This is a genomic window from Pseudomonas paracarnis, assembly GCF_904063055.1.
Lineage (GTDB): Bacteria > Pseudomonadota > Gammaproteobacteria > Pseudomonadales > Pseudomonadaceae > Aquipseudomonas > Aquipseudomonas paracarnis.
Map to the genome: position 1 here is coordinate 151868 of NZ_CAJFCN010000011.1, position 15724 is coordinate 167591.

The 15724-nt window shown below is 61.1% G+C and carries 12 protein-coding genes and 1 pseudogene; 4 read left to right on the forward strand and 9 right to left on the reverse strand.

Going from position 1 to position 15724, the window contains the following annotated elements; translation table 11 throughout:
- Positions 1 to 77: 77 nt before the first annotated feature.
- The 8 genes and pseudogenes from JMV15_RS21810 to JMV15_RS21845 all read right to left on the reverse strand — a co-directional run bounded on the left by JMV15_RS21810 (position 78) and on the right by JMV15_RS21845 (position 8494).
- On the reverse strand, positions 78 to 1520 hold the full coding sequence (locus tag JMV15_RS21810; RefSeq protein WP_038448403.1) for an efflux transporter outer membrane subunit: 1443 nt from the start codon (positions 1518 to 1520) through the stop codon (positions 78 to 80).
- The gene (locus JMV15_RS21815) at positions 1517 to 2407 is read right to left on the reverse strand and encodes an efflux RND transporter periplasmic adaptor subunit (protein WP_014716386.1); all 891 of its coding nucleotides are present in this window, start codon (positions 2405 to 2407) and stop codon (positions 1517 to 1519) included. The genes JMV15_RS21810 and JMV15_RS21815 overlap by 4 nt, the downstream gene beginning before the upstream one ends.
- Complete coding sequence (locus JMV15_RS21820; protein ID WP_003187469.1) at positions 2404 to 2613, reverse strand: DUF1656 domain-containing protein; 210 nt, start codon at positions 2611 to 2613, stop codon at positions 2404 to 2406. Before JMV15_RS21820 ends, JMV15_RS21815 begins: the two co-directional genes overlap by 4 nt.
- Complete coding sequence (locus JMV15_RS21825; RefSeq protein WP_014716385.1) at positions 2610 to 4688, reverse strand: FUSC family protein; 2079 nt, start codon at positions 4686 to 4688, stop codon at positions 2610 to 2612. Before JMV15_RS21825 ends, JMV15_RS21820 begins: the two co-directional genes overlap by 4 nt.
- A complete protein-coding gene (locus JMV15_RS21830) occupies positions 4685 to 5104 on the reverse strand; it encodes a MarR family winged helix-turn-helix transcriptional regulator (protein WP_003187465.1) in 420 nt (139 codons plus the stop codon). Before JMV15_RS21830 ends, JMV15_RS21825 begins: the two co-directional genes overlap by 4 nt.
- A gap of 438 nt (positions 5105 to 5542) precedes the next feature.
- A pseudogene (locus JMV15_RS21835) lies at positions 5543 to 6478 on the reverse strand (Fic family protein); the annotation flags it as partial.
- A 157-nt stretch (positions 6479 to 6635) separates the two neighbouring features.
- A complete protein-coding gene (locus tag JMV15_RS21840) occupies positions 6636 to 6881 on the reverse strand; it encodes a DUF2789 domain-containing protein (RefSeq protein ID WP_014716383.1) in 246 nt (81 codons plus the stop codon).
- Positions 6882 to 6913: 32 nt separating this feature from the next.
- Positions 6914 to 8494 carry a glycosyltransferase family 39 protein gene (locus JMV15_RS21845; protein WP_038452055.1) on the reverse strand — a complete coding sequence of 527 codons (1581 nt, stop codon included), beginning with the start codon at positions 8492 to 8494 and terminating at the stop codon, positions 6914 to 6916.
- A gap of 181 nt (positions 8495 to 8675) precedes the next feature.
- Here JMV15_RS21845 and JMV15_RS21850 point away from each other — a divergent pair, with 181 nt between their 5' ends.
- The 4 genes from JMV15_RS21850 (at position 8676) to JMV15_RS21865 (ending at position 13202) form a co-directional block, all read left to right on the forward strand.
- Positions 8676 to 10838, forward strand: coding sequence for a hypothetical protein (locus JMV15_RS21850; RefSeq protein WP_038448401.1), 2163 nt, complete (start codon positions 8676 to 8678; stop codon positions 10836 to 10838).
- Positions 10835 to 11539, forward strand: coding sequence for a DUF3142 domain-containing protein (locus JMV15_RS21855; protein WP_201491917.1), 705 nt, complete (start codon positions 10835 to 10837; stop codon positions 11537 to 11539). Before JMV15_RS21850 ends, JMV15_RS21855 begins: the two co-directional genes overlap by 4 nt.
- A 105-nt stretch (positions 11540 to 11644) precedes the next feature.
- Complete coding sequence (locus tag JMV15_RS21860) at positions 11645 to 12004, forward strand: helix-turn-helix domain-containing protein (RefSeq protein ID WP_014716379.1); 360 nt, start codon at positions 11645 to 11647, stop codon at positions 12002 to 12004.
- Positions 11982 to 13202: a type II toxin-antitoxin system HipA family toxin gene (locus JMV15_RS21865; protein WP_081339094.1), complete on the forward strand. Its 1221-nt coding sequence runs from the start codon at positions 11982 to 11984 to the stop codon at positions 13200 to 13202. Before JMV15_RS21860 ends, JMV15_RS21865 begins: the two co-directional genes overlap by 23 nt.
- Before the next feature lie 62 nt (positions 13203 to 13264).
- Here JMV15_RS21865 and JMV15_RS21870 read toward each other — a convergent pair whose 3' ends face one another.
- Positions 13265 to 15718, reverse strand: coding sequence for a TonB-dependent siderophore receptor (locus tag JMV15_RS21870; protein ID WP_038448397.1), 2454 nt, complete (start codon positions 15716 to 15718; stop codon positions 13265 to 13267).
- Between the last annotated feature and the right edge of the window lie 6 nt (positions 15719 to 15724).

Sequence of the window (15724 nt, forward strand, 5' to 3'; positions counted from 1 at the left end):
GGAATCCCCATGAGCAAACGCGAGCTTTGTCGGGTGAGGCGCCAGCGGGCCTCACCCAAGAAAGCATAGCAATCACCTCACGGTTTGCCGGGTTTTTGCCCTTGCGTTCGTCCGCTTTCCCAACCGCCGCCCAGGGCCAGGAACAGGTCGATCTGGCTCATGGCAACCTGGGTGTTGGCCGCCGCCAATTGCGCACGCATATCGGTGTAGGTGCGCGTGGCTTGGAGGTCGGCCAGGAAGGATTCGCGGCCGGCCTGGAAGAAGCGGTGGGTCTGGCCCGCCGCTTCTCGGGCCGACTGTTCGGCGCCGGCCAGGGCGTCGCGGCGTTGCAACACGGCGGTGTATTGGGCCAGGCCGGTCTGGGTTTCGCGGATGGCGTTGAGCACCACGCCGTCGAAGTGGGCCAGGGCTCCCTGGGTCGCGGCTTCGGCTTCATGCACGCGGGCGCGGGCGCCGTTGGTCGGTACAGTCCAGCTGATCATTGGGCCAAAGCCCCAGCGATTAGTGGCAGGCGTGCCAAGGTTTTCCAGCAAGCCGACGGTGCCGACCGTGGCGCCGATGCTGATGTCCGGGTACAACGCGCCGGTCGCCACACCGATGCGTGCGGTGGCGGCGGCCAGCTGGCGTTCGGCCTGGCGCACATCAGGGCGGCGCTTGAGCAGCGTGGCGCCATCGCCTACCGGCAGCAATTGAGCAATATGCGGCAGCTCAGCGCAGGTGCCCGTGCCGGCTGGCAGTTGGTCGACCGGTTTGGCCAGCAACATCGACAGCCGAAACAGCGCGGCCTGACGCGAGGCTTCATAGCGCGGTATGTCGGCGCGCAGGGATTTGTATTGGGTTTGCGAGCGAGTCACCTGGGTTTCGTCGCCTCGCCCGGCATCCCGCAGGCGCTGGGTCAGTTTGGTGCTCTGGGCTTGCAGGTCGAGGGACTCGTTGGCAATCGCCAGCTCTTCGTTGGCCGCGCACACCTGGGTATAGGAGCGCACCACATCGGCCACCAGGGTGATGCGGGCGATATCCGCCGCAGCCTGGGTGGCGTCGGCGCTGGCCTGGGCGCTTTCGATGCCACGCTGCAAGGTGCCGAACAGGTCGAATTGATAGGACGTGGTAATCCCGACGCTACCGATATTGCCCACCGGGACTTTGTCCGGCAGCAAGAAGGCCTCTCCAGACTCCTGCAAACGCTGGGCCTCGGCCTTGACGCCGGCACTCCAGCCGCCAGCGGATTCGGCCTGCTGCACCTGGTAACGCGAGCGCTGCAGATTGGCGGCGGCCACGCGCAGGTCGGTGTTGGAGGCCATGGCCTGGCGCACCAGTTCGTCCAGGCGCGGGTCTTTGTACAGCTTCCACCAATCCGCTGGCACTGGCGCCGAGACTACATTTTTGCCTTCGCCCATGATCGGCCCTTGGAGGTCGCCACGGTTGACCGCAGCCTGCTCCGGCAGTTTGTAATCCGGGCCTACTACTTGGCAGGCCGACAGCAACAACCCCAGGGAAGCGGTTGCCAGAAGCCGCTTCATGGTTTGCCCCCGTCTTTAACTTTGTCGTCAATGATCGACACCGTCGCCGTGCGCCCGGCGATCATGCGAAAGTCCGCCGGCACGTCATCGAAGGCAATGCGCACGGGGATCCGCTGGGCCAGGCGCACCCAACTGAACGCCGGGTTAACGTTGGGCAACAGATTGGAGCCGCTGCTGCGGTCGCGGTCTTCGATACCGGCGACGATACTCTGCACGTGGCCATGCAGGCGCGCGTTGTCGCCGATCACACGGATATCCACACCCATGCCTACGTGAATGCCGTCGAGCTTGGTCTCTTCGAAATAGCCGTCGATGTGGAAGGAATTGCTGTCCACCACCGATAGCACCGGGCGCCCGGCGGTGACGAACTCCTGGGTACGCGGTGCGCGGTCGTTGACGTAGCCGTCCACGGGGCTGCGGATCACCGAGCGGTCGAGGTTGAGTTGGGCGGAGTCCACCGTCACCTGGGCTTCGGCCAGGGCCGATTGGGCACGGGCGACGCGGGACTGGCTCTCTTCCAGTTGCTCGCTGGGCACCAGGTTGCCAAGGCCCCGGTTACGCTTGTACTCGCGCTGGGCCTGGGCCAGGGTTTCCTGGCGGTCGGCCACGGCGGCCTGGGCTTGGCGCAGGGCCAGCTTGAAGCGGTCCTGGTCGACGGCGAAGAGCACCTGGCCCTTGGTCACCAACTGGTTGTCGCGCACGTCCACGCGCTGGATCAGCCCGGACACGTCCGGGGCGATCTGCACGATGTCGGCACGGATGTGGCCGTCACGGGTCCAGGGCGCAAACATGTAGTACATGACCATGCGCCACACAACGACGACCGCGAAACTCACGATCAACAACGTCAGGACGACACGGCCGATAGTCAAAAAAGGTTTTTTCATGTCATCAAATATCGACTGAGTGAGTCCACCGCGCCCAGCAACAGCGCGTAGAGCCCCACATTGAACAATGCCCGGTGCCAGACCAGGCGATAGAAGTGCATGCGCGTCAACAGCCCGTGCACCACCAGAAACAACACATAAGTAATGCCCATCAGCACCAGCAGCGTGGGCAGGAATACCCCGCTGATATCCAGGTCACCGATCATAAAGGCGCTCCATCAGGTAACGGCGCTTGCATCTCTGTACCGCCAATGAACTCCACCCCGGGCAACAGCGCCAGGCGCAGGCCGGCCAAGGCGTGCAGCAGGTGCAGGCGGGTGTCGTCTTCGTCTTGCAGGCCCTGGCCGTTGAGGGCGCGACGCGTGCGGTCCAGGGTCATCAGCAGACCGCTGGGCGCGGGCAAGCGTTCACCCGCCTTCAGGCAGGCCTTGAAGTAACCGCCCACGCCTTCCACCACCTGGTTGAGCAACACCCGTGGCACACCGAGGATGCGCGGCGAGTAGGCCAGCAGATCGAGCAGGTTCAAAGCCACGCGCAAGTCGCGCAGGGCGATGCCAGTGTCCTGGCCGGTGAGCGCCAGGCGCGGCAGGTGTTGCATCAGGCGGTCGAGCATTTGTACGGCCATGTGCCGGTGCTCGGCCAGGGTGGCGGGCTCGGTGAGGCTGACGATGTCGCGCCAGCTGAAACGGGTGAGGCGCTTGGCCGCCAGTTCGGCGCCGAAGGGTCGGGCGATCAAGGTCCAAACGAACGCGAACAGCAGACCGACGGGCCCGGCCAGGTTGACGTTGGCGAAGTTGAGAAAGTCCGCGTCATAAGCGCCCTGGATGCTGATGAACGATGAGGTGTTCACCAGCGTCAGCAACATGCCCAGGTAAAACCGTGGCTGCACCGTGAGGGTACCGATGCAAATAAACGGCACGGCGAAGGCCAGCACCAGCATGGGGAAATCATGCAGGTTGGGCAGCACCAGAAACAGATACAGGCTGGCGAACAGCACCGACATGGCGGTCCAGAAAAAGAACCGATAGATCTGCGGTGCAGGGTCGTCCATCGAGGCGAAAAAGCTGCACGCCACAGCGGCAAGGATCACGGCGCTGCCGCCGTCGGTCCAGCCCAACAGAATCCACAATACCGAGGCGACGATGATTGCGGTGACGGTGGAAAACGCCGAGTAGAACATCAGCCCACGGTCGAGGAACGGCGTGAGCCGGCCCAGGCGCCAGTGCCGGTAAACGGCGCGCCAGGTGTCCTGACTTTCACATTGGATGGCGGCTTGCAGGCTGCGGCAGTCTTGCCACAAATCGACCCATTCGCCCAGGCGGTACAGGGCGTTGGAGAACAGCAAGGTGTGACGGTCATCCAGCGCTTCGCCTTGGGGTTGGGCGGCGTCGATCTTGTCACGCAATACGCGCCAGCGTTCCAGGGGCGCTTGTTCGGTAGTGCTTTGCAGCCAGGCGTTGGCCGCTTCCAATAACGGCGTGAGCTGGTCGAGAAACTCCGGCGCACGGTGCTCGATGGCGTACACCGCATCATCCAGAGCGTCGATCACTGGCAGCAGGTGAATCATGCGCCCGCGCAGTTCCTTGGTGTTGCGTACTGTCTGCGGGCGCGCGCCTTCGTGGGGCAGTTGGCCGATCATCAATTCGAGGGTATTGAAAGTGGCGACCATGCCGCCGCGCAGGTTGCTGACTTCTTCGGGGTCGACCTTGCGGCTGAGAAAGCGCTGGCTGTAGACCTGGGCGTCGCTGAACCACTTGGCCACCGAGCCATCGAACACCGGCATCAGGCGCCGGGGCCAGAACATCGCGCCCACCACCGCCGCGACCGCAATGCCGAGGAAGATTTCTTCGGTACGCGCCTCCGCCACATCCCAGACCGCCAAAGGGTTATCCACCACCGGCAGGGCAATCAGCGGCAAGGTGTAGCCGGCCAGCATCAGGGCATAGTTATTCGCGGTGCGCAGGTGCATGGACAAGAACAGCAAGGTGCCCGTCCACAGCGCAATCACCACCACCAGAATGTAGGGTGACTGCACGAACATCGGCACAAACAGCACCGCCGCCGCCGCGCCCATCAGGGTGCCGATGGCGCGGTACAGGGCTTTGGAACTGGTTGGGCCGACAAACGGGCTGGAGACGATATACACCGTGGCCATCGCCCAGTACGGACGCGGCATTTGCATGAGCATGGCGATGTACAGCGCGATCATCGACGCGGCGAAGGTACGCACCCCGTAGAACCAATCGCGGGCAGGCGGGAAGCCGGTAAAAAATCCGTTCAAGACGACACAGCCTCAGCCGCTTCGAAGGCGCGCAGTACGCGCAGTGCGGCTTGCAGATCGTCAGGGGCGATATCTGCCAACACGTCTTTGCGCAGGCGCACCAGTTGCGCTTCCACCGCCTGCACCAACTCACGGCCACGCTCGGTAAGGCTCAGGGCTTTGGCGCGGCGGTCGTGGATGTCTTCGGTGCGGCAGACGTAGCCGTCACCGCACAGCCGGTCGAGCAGGCGCACCAGTGATGGGCTTTCCATACCGGAAGCCTGGGCTACTTTGACCTGGTGTACCCCGTCGCCCAAGCGGCCGATCATCAACAACGGCACGGCGCAGGCTTCGGAGATGCCATAGCTCACCAGCGTGGTCTGGCAGATTTTGCGCCAATTACGGGCGCCCACCACCATGCTGCTGCTGAGGCTCATCTGGAGTTGTTCGAGGGATTGAGGCACTGGATAGTTCGCATACAGTTAGTTTGCTAACTATCAATATGGTGGAAGAAGGATTTTCCGTCAAGTTTTGAAACAATTTCGCAGATGAGTGGTGGGATGCGCGTTCGCCATGCGACAAACAAAATGTGGGAGCTGGCTTGCCTGCGAAAGCGGTGGTTCAGTTGAATATTCAGTGACTGACACGCCGCCTTCGCGGGCAAGCCCGCTCCCACATTAGGTCAGCGTCGGCTTCATGCTTGCTGCTCAGCCTGTCCGCCCAGACGACGTAGTCTTCCGCGCGGAATTAGTCGCACCCACTCATCAATAGGCGATATCCCTTTGATAAGAAAAAACGTCTGCTGCATCTATAGTCCGTTTCACCTAGAGAAATAGGACGTTTCCCATCTTTTCACGAAGTGTCTGGATCACCTCTTACTCGCCCATCAACCTCAAGCTCTCCTCCTCAATAAACCCAAACACCTCATCCGCCACGCTGTATTGAAACTGCTTACGCCGATGCTTGGAAAGCTTCCCACCGTTATCCAGGCACATCATCACCAGCTTCGACAAATCACTGCCACGCACGTCGTAGCGTTGATTCACGGCCTTGATCACGCGGTCGTAGCGGTCGAGGAATTCGGTTTCTTCGCGCAGTTCCACTTCCAGGGCTCGGCGGGCCATTTGCAGGGTGAATTCGACGCAGCGGGTCGCATCCCAGTAGCGATAGATCGAGGGGTGGCCGATGAAGTCGAACGCCATGTGGTCCGCATCCAGCCAGGTGACGTTCCAGAACTCACGGGTTGGCTGGGAAAAGGTTTTCAGCGCTTGCAGGTAGGCTTGCTCTTCATGCTTCATGGCGACAGAAACCGGTAGCAGCAAACCATTTTCCAGTGCGCCGTAGTGGCAAAGCGTCTGGTGAATCAGGAAGCGAGACAGGCGCCCATTACCGTCCATGAACGGGTGCAGGAAGACGAAACCGAAAGCGGTGACCGCGGCCGCAACCAAAGGATCGACGTCTCGAACGGGCTGGTTGGCGAAGGCCATCAGCTCTTCCATCAATTCCTGGCAAAGCGCGGGGGCTGGCGGTACGTAGCTCACACCGGCTGCGCCGCGCAGCCCGTTGTGCAGATGGTTCTGTTCGTGGCGAAACGCGACGGCTTTGTCGAAGGGGTTGGAGACTGTGCTGTTTTGCAGCTCGACCAAGTAGTCTTCGGTGAGCAAACGGCCTTCGTGGGCCTGGCGCAGGAGTTGAACGAAGCGACGGGATTTTTCTTCGCTGGGTTGTTCTTTTTCGATGGCAAATGAATCGCGGGTTTCGTGCAGGTAAGCCCACTGGATGGCGCGGTCCATCATTTCGGGAGGGAGGGTGCGATAACCTTTAGATCGAGCGCCTCACACAGATGAGCGTATCCGACTGTTGGCAGGGCGAGCTTTTCCAGAAAAAATTCACTTAAGCGATTAATGCCCAGTTTTTTTTACCGCTCACCATTTTTTTTTACATACTCGCATTTCTTGGGATATTTTTTTACACCCCTCGCCCACCCCGCAACATCAAATTCAACTCATCCACCACCACCGCCCAATCCGCATCCTCCAGAATCTCTTCACGCAAAAATGTCTTCTGGGCGTCGCTCCAAAAAAACGCATCCGCCAGTTTCAACTCCGGCTTGAGCGGCGAATGAGAGGCGACAAATTGCTCAATACTGACCGGGTCGTCCGGCAGGCCAAGCTGTTTGAACAAAGCCGGCAAGCTGTGCAGTGGCGATTCCATGAAAGGCTCCTCATAGGTAGGTTCAAGTGAGTCTAGCGGCAGCCTTCAGGTTGCGGCGCCGGTGCGTTGCATAGCACGAACAACCGCGCCCTGGCGCCACCGCCGTCCTGGCGACTGAGTTCGCGCCAGCCGTTGGGCAGTGGCGCGAATTCATCTGGGGCTTCGTTGCTGCTGATCAACCATACCCGCCGCGTTTGAGCAGGCAGTGCTGAGAGGCGGTCCAGATAGATGCGGCCACCGTCCTGGTCCACCAGTGTGCCGAAACCATAGGCGTTCGGGCGAGTGGCAGTGCCGTCGGGCTTGGGCGGTGTGTAGAGCTGAAGTTGCGCGTCGGTCTGGTCGTAATACACGTAGCTGAGGTACCACATCATGTCACTCAGGACGATGCGGTCGCCTTCCTGGTAGTTGCGATTGACGAACTCCACCGGCACGTTGAACTGGTCGTGCTCATCCACTTCGAAGTTGTTCTTTAGCCCCAACAGTTCTACGCCAACAAACAGTGCGAACAACGCCACGCCCAGCCAGCACAAACGGGACGGCAAACGGTCGATGGCAAGCGCCAGGACTATCGGCAGGCCTAACGCATACACCGTGAGGTAGCGCTCGATAAACACGGGCGAGATAAAGGACACGCCATAGACCAGCAGCAGCGGCAGCAGGCAAAACAGTGCCGGCAGGCGCGCCGCGTGGTTGCGCCAGGCCGTCGATACAACCACCACGGCGAGCAGCAGGGGGAACAGCCAGAACAGCGGCGGCCACAGGCCGAGACCGTCATCCTGCAACAGGAACTGCCAGACCATCGATGGCAGCGACAGTAGATTGACCGGCTCTTCCCAACCAATGTCGCCGCCGACTTTGAGCTGTTCGACGTGCTGCACCAAATCCAGCAGGTTGGGTAGCCAGGGCAGATACAAGAACACTATCGCTACGTTAGCGACCCACCAGGCAGGTCGCGTGATCAGGCGTTGAGCTGGCGCCTGCAATCCCAGGTACGCCCAATGCACCAGCACGCACAGCGCGGTGAAGTAGTGGGTATAGAACGCGGCGCTCATTAACAGCACATACACAGCCAAATAACGCACGCGCTCGGGCTGCTTCACCCAGTACACCAGGGCCAGCGTGGCGCCCAGTAGCCACACGCCCAGCAGCGAATACATGCGCACTTCCTGGCTGTAGCGCACTGCGGTCGGCAGCAGCGCCAACAGGATCCCCGCCAGCACGGCTGCGCGTCGGGTGGACAGTTGCCGTGTCAGCCAGATGCCCAGGCCCACGACGGCCACGCCGGGGATTGCACTCAGGCTGCGAATTGAGCCGATGCTGTCGCCGAATACTTCGATCCAACCGCGCAGCAGCAAGAAATACAGCGGTGGGTGCACATCATGGGCCGCGTGAAACCACAGGTCGGCCAGGGCGTATTCGCTCAGTAACAGGCTTGAGCCTTCGTCGCCCCAGATCGCCGCCGAGGTGAGGTGGTAAAACCGCAGGGCCATGGCCAGCGCCAGGATCGGCACCCACCACAGACGGCTGAGCCAGCCGGCACCTTCCCAGGTCGAGCGATGCAAGGCAGGCAATGCCCCAACTGTTTCGTTTTGCTCTACCACAGACCGACGCACCTCAAATTCTCCCGGCATGACCCTGCTTGCCTATGCGCAAACACCGCCACTCTAGGCCAAAAGCCCTGGCCTCGCCGCTGGAATCGGACAAATCAGCAATTTGTGTAGGCCTTCACCGAAGCACTCGTCGGATCAGGCTATTATTGCCCCTTCTCCAAGGACTCAGGATCAAGGAAACGTTATGCGCATCGGTTTGCTGTCACCTCTGGCCCTGGCCCTGTTGGCCGGTTTTTCCCTACCGGCCCAGGCCAGCTCTGACGACTCGTGTTACCCCGATTGGCGGGTATCGCGTGACAGCTACGAGCCGTGCAGCAACCAGCCGTTTCTCAGCCCTGGCAACGACAGCCGGGTGAACCTGCGCCTGTTGCTGGCCGACAAAAAAGCTGCGCCCCTGGCTCCGAATGCCTTGGGCGAAGACGATTTGGCGCAAGGCTTTGGCCCGGTGCCGTTTCCGGTGTACCGCCTGGTGCCGGTTCCGGCCACGAATGAGGAGCCTGACAACAAGGCTGACGATTCACGCACAGCCGAACTCGACACGCTGCTCCAGCCCCTGGGCATCAAGCGCGAGGAGTACAAGACCGCAGGCCAGGCCTTCCTGAATGGCGAAGGCAGCCGTTGCCGCAGCAATGACGATGACAGCGCCACGGCGTTTATCAGCCAGGTGATCAAGGCCCAGATGCCGCCCGCCGAGCGCGATGTGTTGGTAAAAGCACGCCTGCAGCTGCTGACCACCTGTGACTGGAGCCGCCAGGTCGTGGACGCGCAGTTGACCCCCTCGGCCAACGCCCAGTTGTTTCGCACCTATTTGCAGGCCGCCGGCGACTTCTACAGCGGGCGCTTCGATTACGCCGAGCGCGGGTTCGCCGCCGCCGCCACCAGCGATGTGCCGTGGCTGAAGGAAACGGCGCTGTACATGACTGCGCGTACTTCACTGAATCAGGCCCAGGCCGAAGCCTTCGACGAATACGGCATGCCGCAACGCGAGCATGTGGATAAGTCGGCCTTGAGCGATGCCGAAGAAGGTTTTCTCAGTTACCTGAAACATTATCCACAGGGCGATTACGTTGCATCGGCCCGTGGCCTGTTGCGCCGTGTGCACTGGCTGGCGAACGACGACGCCAGGCTTGCCGAAGACTTCACTTGGCAGTTCACCGAGGCCACTGAGGCCCAGCGCAATGTGAGCGTGGACGAACTGGTGGAAGAGGCCGACCTCAAGTTGCTGATGGTCGGCAATAAAGCGGCGAACAGCCCGATGCTGCAAGTGGTCAGCGACCTGATGGCGATGCGCGCCCACACCCCGCCGCTGTTGAGCCGTGAAGACCTGGATAAGCAAAAGAGCACCTTCGCCAGTGAGCCGGCGCTTTTTGACTTCCTGCAAGCCAGCTATGCCCTGTACGTCGAACACCAACCCGACGCGGCCTTGAAGCACCTGCCGGCGGATGTGCCGTCGAGCCTGGATTACTTCGCCTTCAGCCAACAGACCCTGCGCGCCCTGGCTCTGGAAGCCAAGCAGGACTGGAAGGCCGCCGAAGCCCTGTGGCTGCAACTGCTGCCGCTGGCCAAGCAACCGCTGCAACGTGACCAGCTCGAGCTGGCATTGGCCATGAACTACGAGCGCAGCGGCCAATTGGCCAAGGTGTTCGCCGCCGACTCACCGATCAGCGCCAAGCAAGTGCGCTACATCCTGCTGCGTAACGTCGCAGGCCCCGACCTGCTGCGCCAGCAGATCGCCAACGCAAGCGACCCGACCGAGCGTCAGAGCGCGCAATTCGTGCTCCTCTACAAAGACCTGCTGCGCGGCCAGTACGCCACCTTCGCCGATGACCTCAAGCAGGCCTCGCTCTCTGACGACAAACTCGGCACCAGCCTGGGCTACACCTATACCAGTGGCCAGACCTTGAAGCTGTTCCAATGGAACGGAGACAAGGCCGAATCCGGCTACGCCTGCCCAAGCATCGCGCAAATCGCGGCGACCTTGCAGAACGAGGCCAAAAACCCGCATGCGTTGAACTGCTTCGGTGAGTTCATCCTGCGCAACGGCCTGGACGGCATGCCGTTGGAACAACCCCGCGCCGCCGGCAGCCTGGGCAGTACCGACTCGGACTTCAAGGGTGAAACCTTCTCGCGCCTGGACGGCTACAAACAGGTGATCGCCAACGCCAAGGCGCCGAAAACCGACAAGGCTTATGCGCTGTTCCGCGCCATCAACTGCTACGCGCCGGCCGGCTACAACAGCTGCGGCGGCGAAGACGTGGCGCCGGCGGTGCGCAAAGCCTGGTTCCGCCAACTCAAGAGCGGTTTTGCCGATACCCAGTGGGGCAAATCGCTGCAGTACTACTGGTGAAGCCGCTGTGGCTGGGCTTGCTGTTGCTGGCAAGCCCGGCTTTTGGTGCCGTGGACGCCCGCGACTATGACGCCTTTTGGCTGTGGAGTGGCGTCGAGCCTCAGCCGGTGATCAAGCAGGCAAAAACCTTGTACATCCTGCAAGGCCAGATCAACTCCACTCGTCGCGCGCCCCAGCGCGGCGTGCAATTGATCGCCCAGGGCATGAGCGTGCCGCGTATTACTCAAGGCCACGTCTGGGTGGTGTACCGCGCCCACACCTTGCGCTGGCCGGAACGGGTCTACACCCAGGTGCTGGGCCAGGTGCAACGCTGGCGTGACGCCGGCAACCCGGTGATCGGCATCCAGATCGACTTCGACGCCCGCATCCAATATCTGCACGAATACGCCGATTTTCTGCGCGACCTGCGCCAGCGTCTGCCTGCCGACCTGCGGTTGAGCATCACCGGCCTGATGGACTGGAGCAGCAACGCCGACCCGGCCGCTATCGCCCAACTCAAGGGCGTGGTGGATGAAGTGGTGGTGCAGACGTATCAAGGGCGTCACAGCATCCCTGACTATGCCGCGTATTTGCCGCGGATGAATCGGCTGGGCGTGCCGTTCAAGATTGGCTTGATTCAGGGCGGGGAGTGGCAAGAGCCGGGGTATCTGGGGGCCGATGAGTGGTTTCGGGGGTATGTGGTGTTTTTGCAAAACCTTTGATTCTTCCAACCCTGCAAAAAGCCGGCCTCGAGCCGGTTTTTTGCAGGTGGCCTTAGAGGCTTGGATGATATAAGTTACCTTTGTTGCTTTAAAGGGTGATATATCATGCAAGAAACAGCGAAACCCTACCCGCACAAAGGGTACATCTCTGAGAGAAGCGCTGAGCTGATGAGAGGTATCGGGAACGGTATCGAAATAGCCCGCATTCGTCGCCGGTTGAAAATTTCCACCATATGCAGCCGCGCGGGCATTACGCGGCAGACGTATCAGCGGCTGAGGCAGGGCGAGGCCGGCGTATCCCTCGGCGTGCTGATGAATGTGCTTAGCGCGATGGACCTGGAAGAAGGTATGGCGAGCATTGCGTCACCAGAACTTGACCAGGTTGGGATTACCATGAGCCTTGCCCGTGAGCCTGAGCGCATTCGCACTGAAGGAGAACACGATGTCCTGGAAGCCGATTGGTAATGCCTTTGTTTTTTCAGCTCACTTAGTCGGTGACCCGGTCCCTGTTGGCGAAGTGGCCATGCATGGGAATGGCTTCGTTTTTCGCTACGCCAACAGTTGGCTCGCGCGGCCCGACGCATTTGCGATTGACCCGCTGAGTTTGCCACTGACCCCTAACCAGTATTCCTCGACGCGCATGTTTGGTGTGCTCGACGACGCAACGCCCGACAATTGGGGCCGGCGTGTTCTGCTGGCGACCCACAAACAGCATCCACAAAACGAAGTTGAATGGCTGCTTGCATCGCGGGGAGCAGGAGTGGGTTGCCTGCTGTTCAGTGCGTCAAGAAGCCAGCTGCCAACCCTGCACCACCCCCCGCAATTCGAAGACCTTGAGAAAATCATGGTGGGCCTTGATCGAGTCGAGAAAGGTGACGTCGACCTGCCCGTGGAAATCGCACGGTTATTCGAGTTTGGGAGTTCCATGGGCGGCGCCAGGCCGAAGGTCACCGTGACTCATGAAGGTAAGGAATGGATTGCTAAACTCGGCCGTAGCGACGATGTGTTCGACCAGCCACGGGCGGAATTCGCCAGCCTTCAAATGGCGGATGCAGCAGGTCTACCCGCAGCCGGGCACAAGTTGGTAGAGGTCGCCGGCAAACCGGTCTTGATGGTCGAGCGTTTTGATCGACATGAAGGCGCTGGTCGCGAGCACTATGTCAGCTGCAACTCTTTGGTAAGCACGCAGAAGCCAAGAATGCGGGTTGATGCAGCTGACGGTGCCGTTTCCTATTCCAGGATCGCCGACGTGTTGAAGAAGGTCTGCGACGATGCCACCTTTGACATGCGCGAGCTTTACAAGCGCATGGCCTTCAACGTGCTCATCGGCAATAGCGACGACCACCTGAAACAAACCGGGCTGCTGCTGACCAGCGCCTCGGGCTATTCCCTTGCGCCAGTATTTGACGTGTTGCCCCACCCTACCCAACTAGGCTTGCAGGCGCTCATCATCGGCAATGAAGGCCGGGTATCGTCTGTCAGTAATTTGCTGAGTACGCCTGAACGCTTTGGGTTGGGGGCGGATGAAGCAAGGTCCATCGTCACGGATATGTATGCCGTCGTGCGAGAAGCCTCCGGCTTTTTCGAAGCGGCAGGCTGTAGCGGTGCCGAGGTACGCATGCTTTCCAATGTGTGTACACGATTTGCAGCGGACCTGGTGTAGGGCGGCAACAGAGCGCACCCTTGAAGGGTGCGCGCCGCAGCAAATATCACCTAAACGCTAAGTTACCAATCGTACGTCAGGCTCGACACCACCGTGCGTCCTTCCCCGTAGTAGCAATCCAAATCACTGGTGCACTGCGAGACGTAGGTCTTGTTGCTGAGGTTCTGCACGTTCATCGCCAGTTTCACGCCCTTGAGCTTGAGCGGCGAGGCGCCCAGGTCGTAGCTCAGGCTTGCATCGTAGACGCTGTAGGACGGCACATTAAAAGCGCCTTCGTAGTCGTCGCCCAGGCTTTGACGGGCATAACGCACGCCCAAGCCCGCGCCCAACCCTGCCAAGGGCGTGTCGCCGAGCACGGTGTAGTTGACCCACATCGAGGCGGTGAGTGGGGAGATGCCGGCCGGGTGGCGACCTTGGCGGCCATCGTTGTCCTTGGTGTATTTGACGTCATTGCGCGCAGCCGAGGCGACCACGTCCCAGGCATCGCTCAAGACGGCCTTGGCTTCCAGTTCAACACCTCGCGAGCGCAGGGCGCCGCTTTGGGTGCTGAAGGTGGTATCCACCGGGTTGGTGGTCAGCACGTTTTCCTGGTCCAGTTGGTACACAGAAGCCTGGATGAAGCTCTTCTGGCCCGGTGGCTGGAACTTCACGCCGACTTCGTACTGTTTGCCGGTGGAGGGTTCGAAGGGTTTTCGGTTCGCATCAGTGCCGGCCAGCGGCAGGAAGGATTCCGAATAGCTGACGAAGGGCGACAAGCCGTTATCGAACAGGTACACCAGGCCCGCACGGCCGGTGAACGCCTGGTCTTTGCTGGCAAAGCGGGTGTCCTGTATCGGCTCCTTGTTCACCACATTCGCCCAGTCATAGCGGCCACCGAGTACCAGTACCCATTTATCCAATTTGATCTGGTCCTGCAGATACAGGCCGGTCTGGGTGATGGTGCGATCCCAGCGGTACGGTTGGCCGAAGTTCAAGGGCTGGCCGTACACCGGTTTGAACAGGTCAATGATCGGCGGGTTGCGGTCGTACAGGCCATGGAACTGCGAGTTGGAATGGTAGTAGTCCAGGCCAACGATGAAGGTGTGGGACAGCGCCCCCGTGTCAAATTCGGCCTGGGCGATGCTGTCCACGCCGAACACTTTGTTGGTCTGCGACCAGTCCACGCCGAAGCGTTGCAGGTAACGCTGGTCTTGCACGCCGGTGTTTGGGTTGGCGACGAAACGGTAGCCGTGCAAGGGCGCGGTGTAGCGGTCGTCGACCTCGGCGTAACGGGCGTTTTGCTTAAGGGTCCAGATGTCGTTGAGGCGATGGGAAACTTCGTAACCCAGCACGTATTGCTCGCGGTTGTACTGGTTGACGCCCGGCTCGCCGATAAACACATCGCGCTTGATCTTGCCGTTGGGGTTGTCCCACAGCGTGCCGGACGCCGGCAGGCCTTGGGCTTCGGGCACGCCTTTATCTTTCTGGTACTGGGCGAACAGGGTCAGGCTGGTATCGTCGTTGGGGCGCCAGGTGAGGCTGGGGGCGATGAACTGGCGCTTGTTTTCGACGTAGTTGATTTCGTCTTGCGCGTCATTCGCCAGGCCGGTCAGGCGGTAGAGAAACTGCCCCTCCTCGTCCAACGGGCCGCTCAGGTCGATGGCCGCGCTTTTGTGTTCGTAGGTGCCGGCTTCCAGTACCACTTGGTGTCTCGGCGTTTCGCTGGGGCGCTTGCTGACCATATTGACGATACCGCCCGGCTGGTTCTGGCCGTAAAGCACGGACGCCGGGCCCTTGAGCACCTCGATGCGCTCCAGGGAATACGGCTCGATCTGCAACGCGCCACCTGTGCTGCCGCCGCCATAAGGCAGGTGCAGGCCGTCCAGGTACAGCGGCGTGGGCGAGAAGCCGCGTGACGTCGGCTCATCGAACAATTTGACTCGGTCGGCAAAACCTCCAGCGCTCATACCGGGGGTATAGAGCAACGCCTGGGTGACACTCTGGGCACCACGTGCCTTGATCTCGGCGGCGGTGATCACGTTGATGGTCTGGGGGATTTCCACCAGCGCCGAGTCAGTCTTGCTGCCCGAGGCGCTGCGCTTGGCGACAATACCGTCCACGGGACCCCAGGCGCTTTCCTGCGCCTGCCGGCCGCTGATCTGGGTCGCGCCCAACTGCAAGGCTCCGTCGCCGGAAAGGGCCTGCAACGACCAACCGCCCTGGGACTGCACAGCCGCCAAACCGCTGCCCGCCAGCAAGCGCTGCAACCCCGACCCTACGCCATAACGCCCTTTCAAGCCGGCGCTGCGCTTGCCGTCGGTGAGCGAAGCGTCAACCGACAGCAGGATGCCTGAGGCACTGGCGAAACGGTTCAACGCCTGGTCGAGGCTGCCCGCAGGGATGTCATAGCTGCGCAGCGCTTCGGTGCTTTCTTCGGCTTGAACCATGCTCGGCAGTACAGGAGCCGTTGCCAGCAGGCCGGCAAACAGGCCACGACGCAGCGCGCGGGCCAAAGGTTGGATTGGGTGGTGCGACATGGCAGG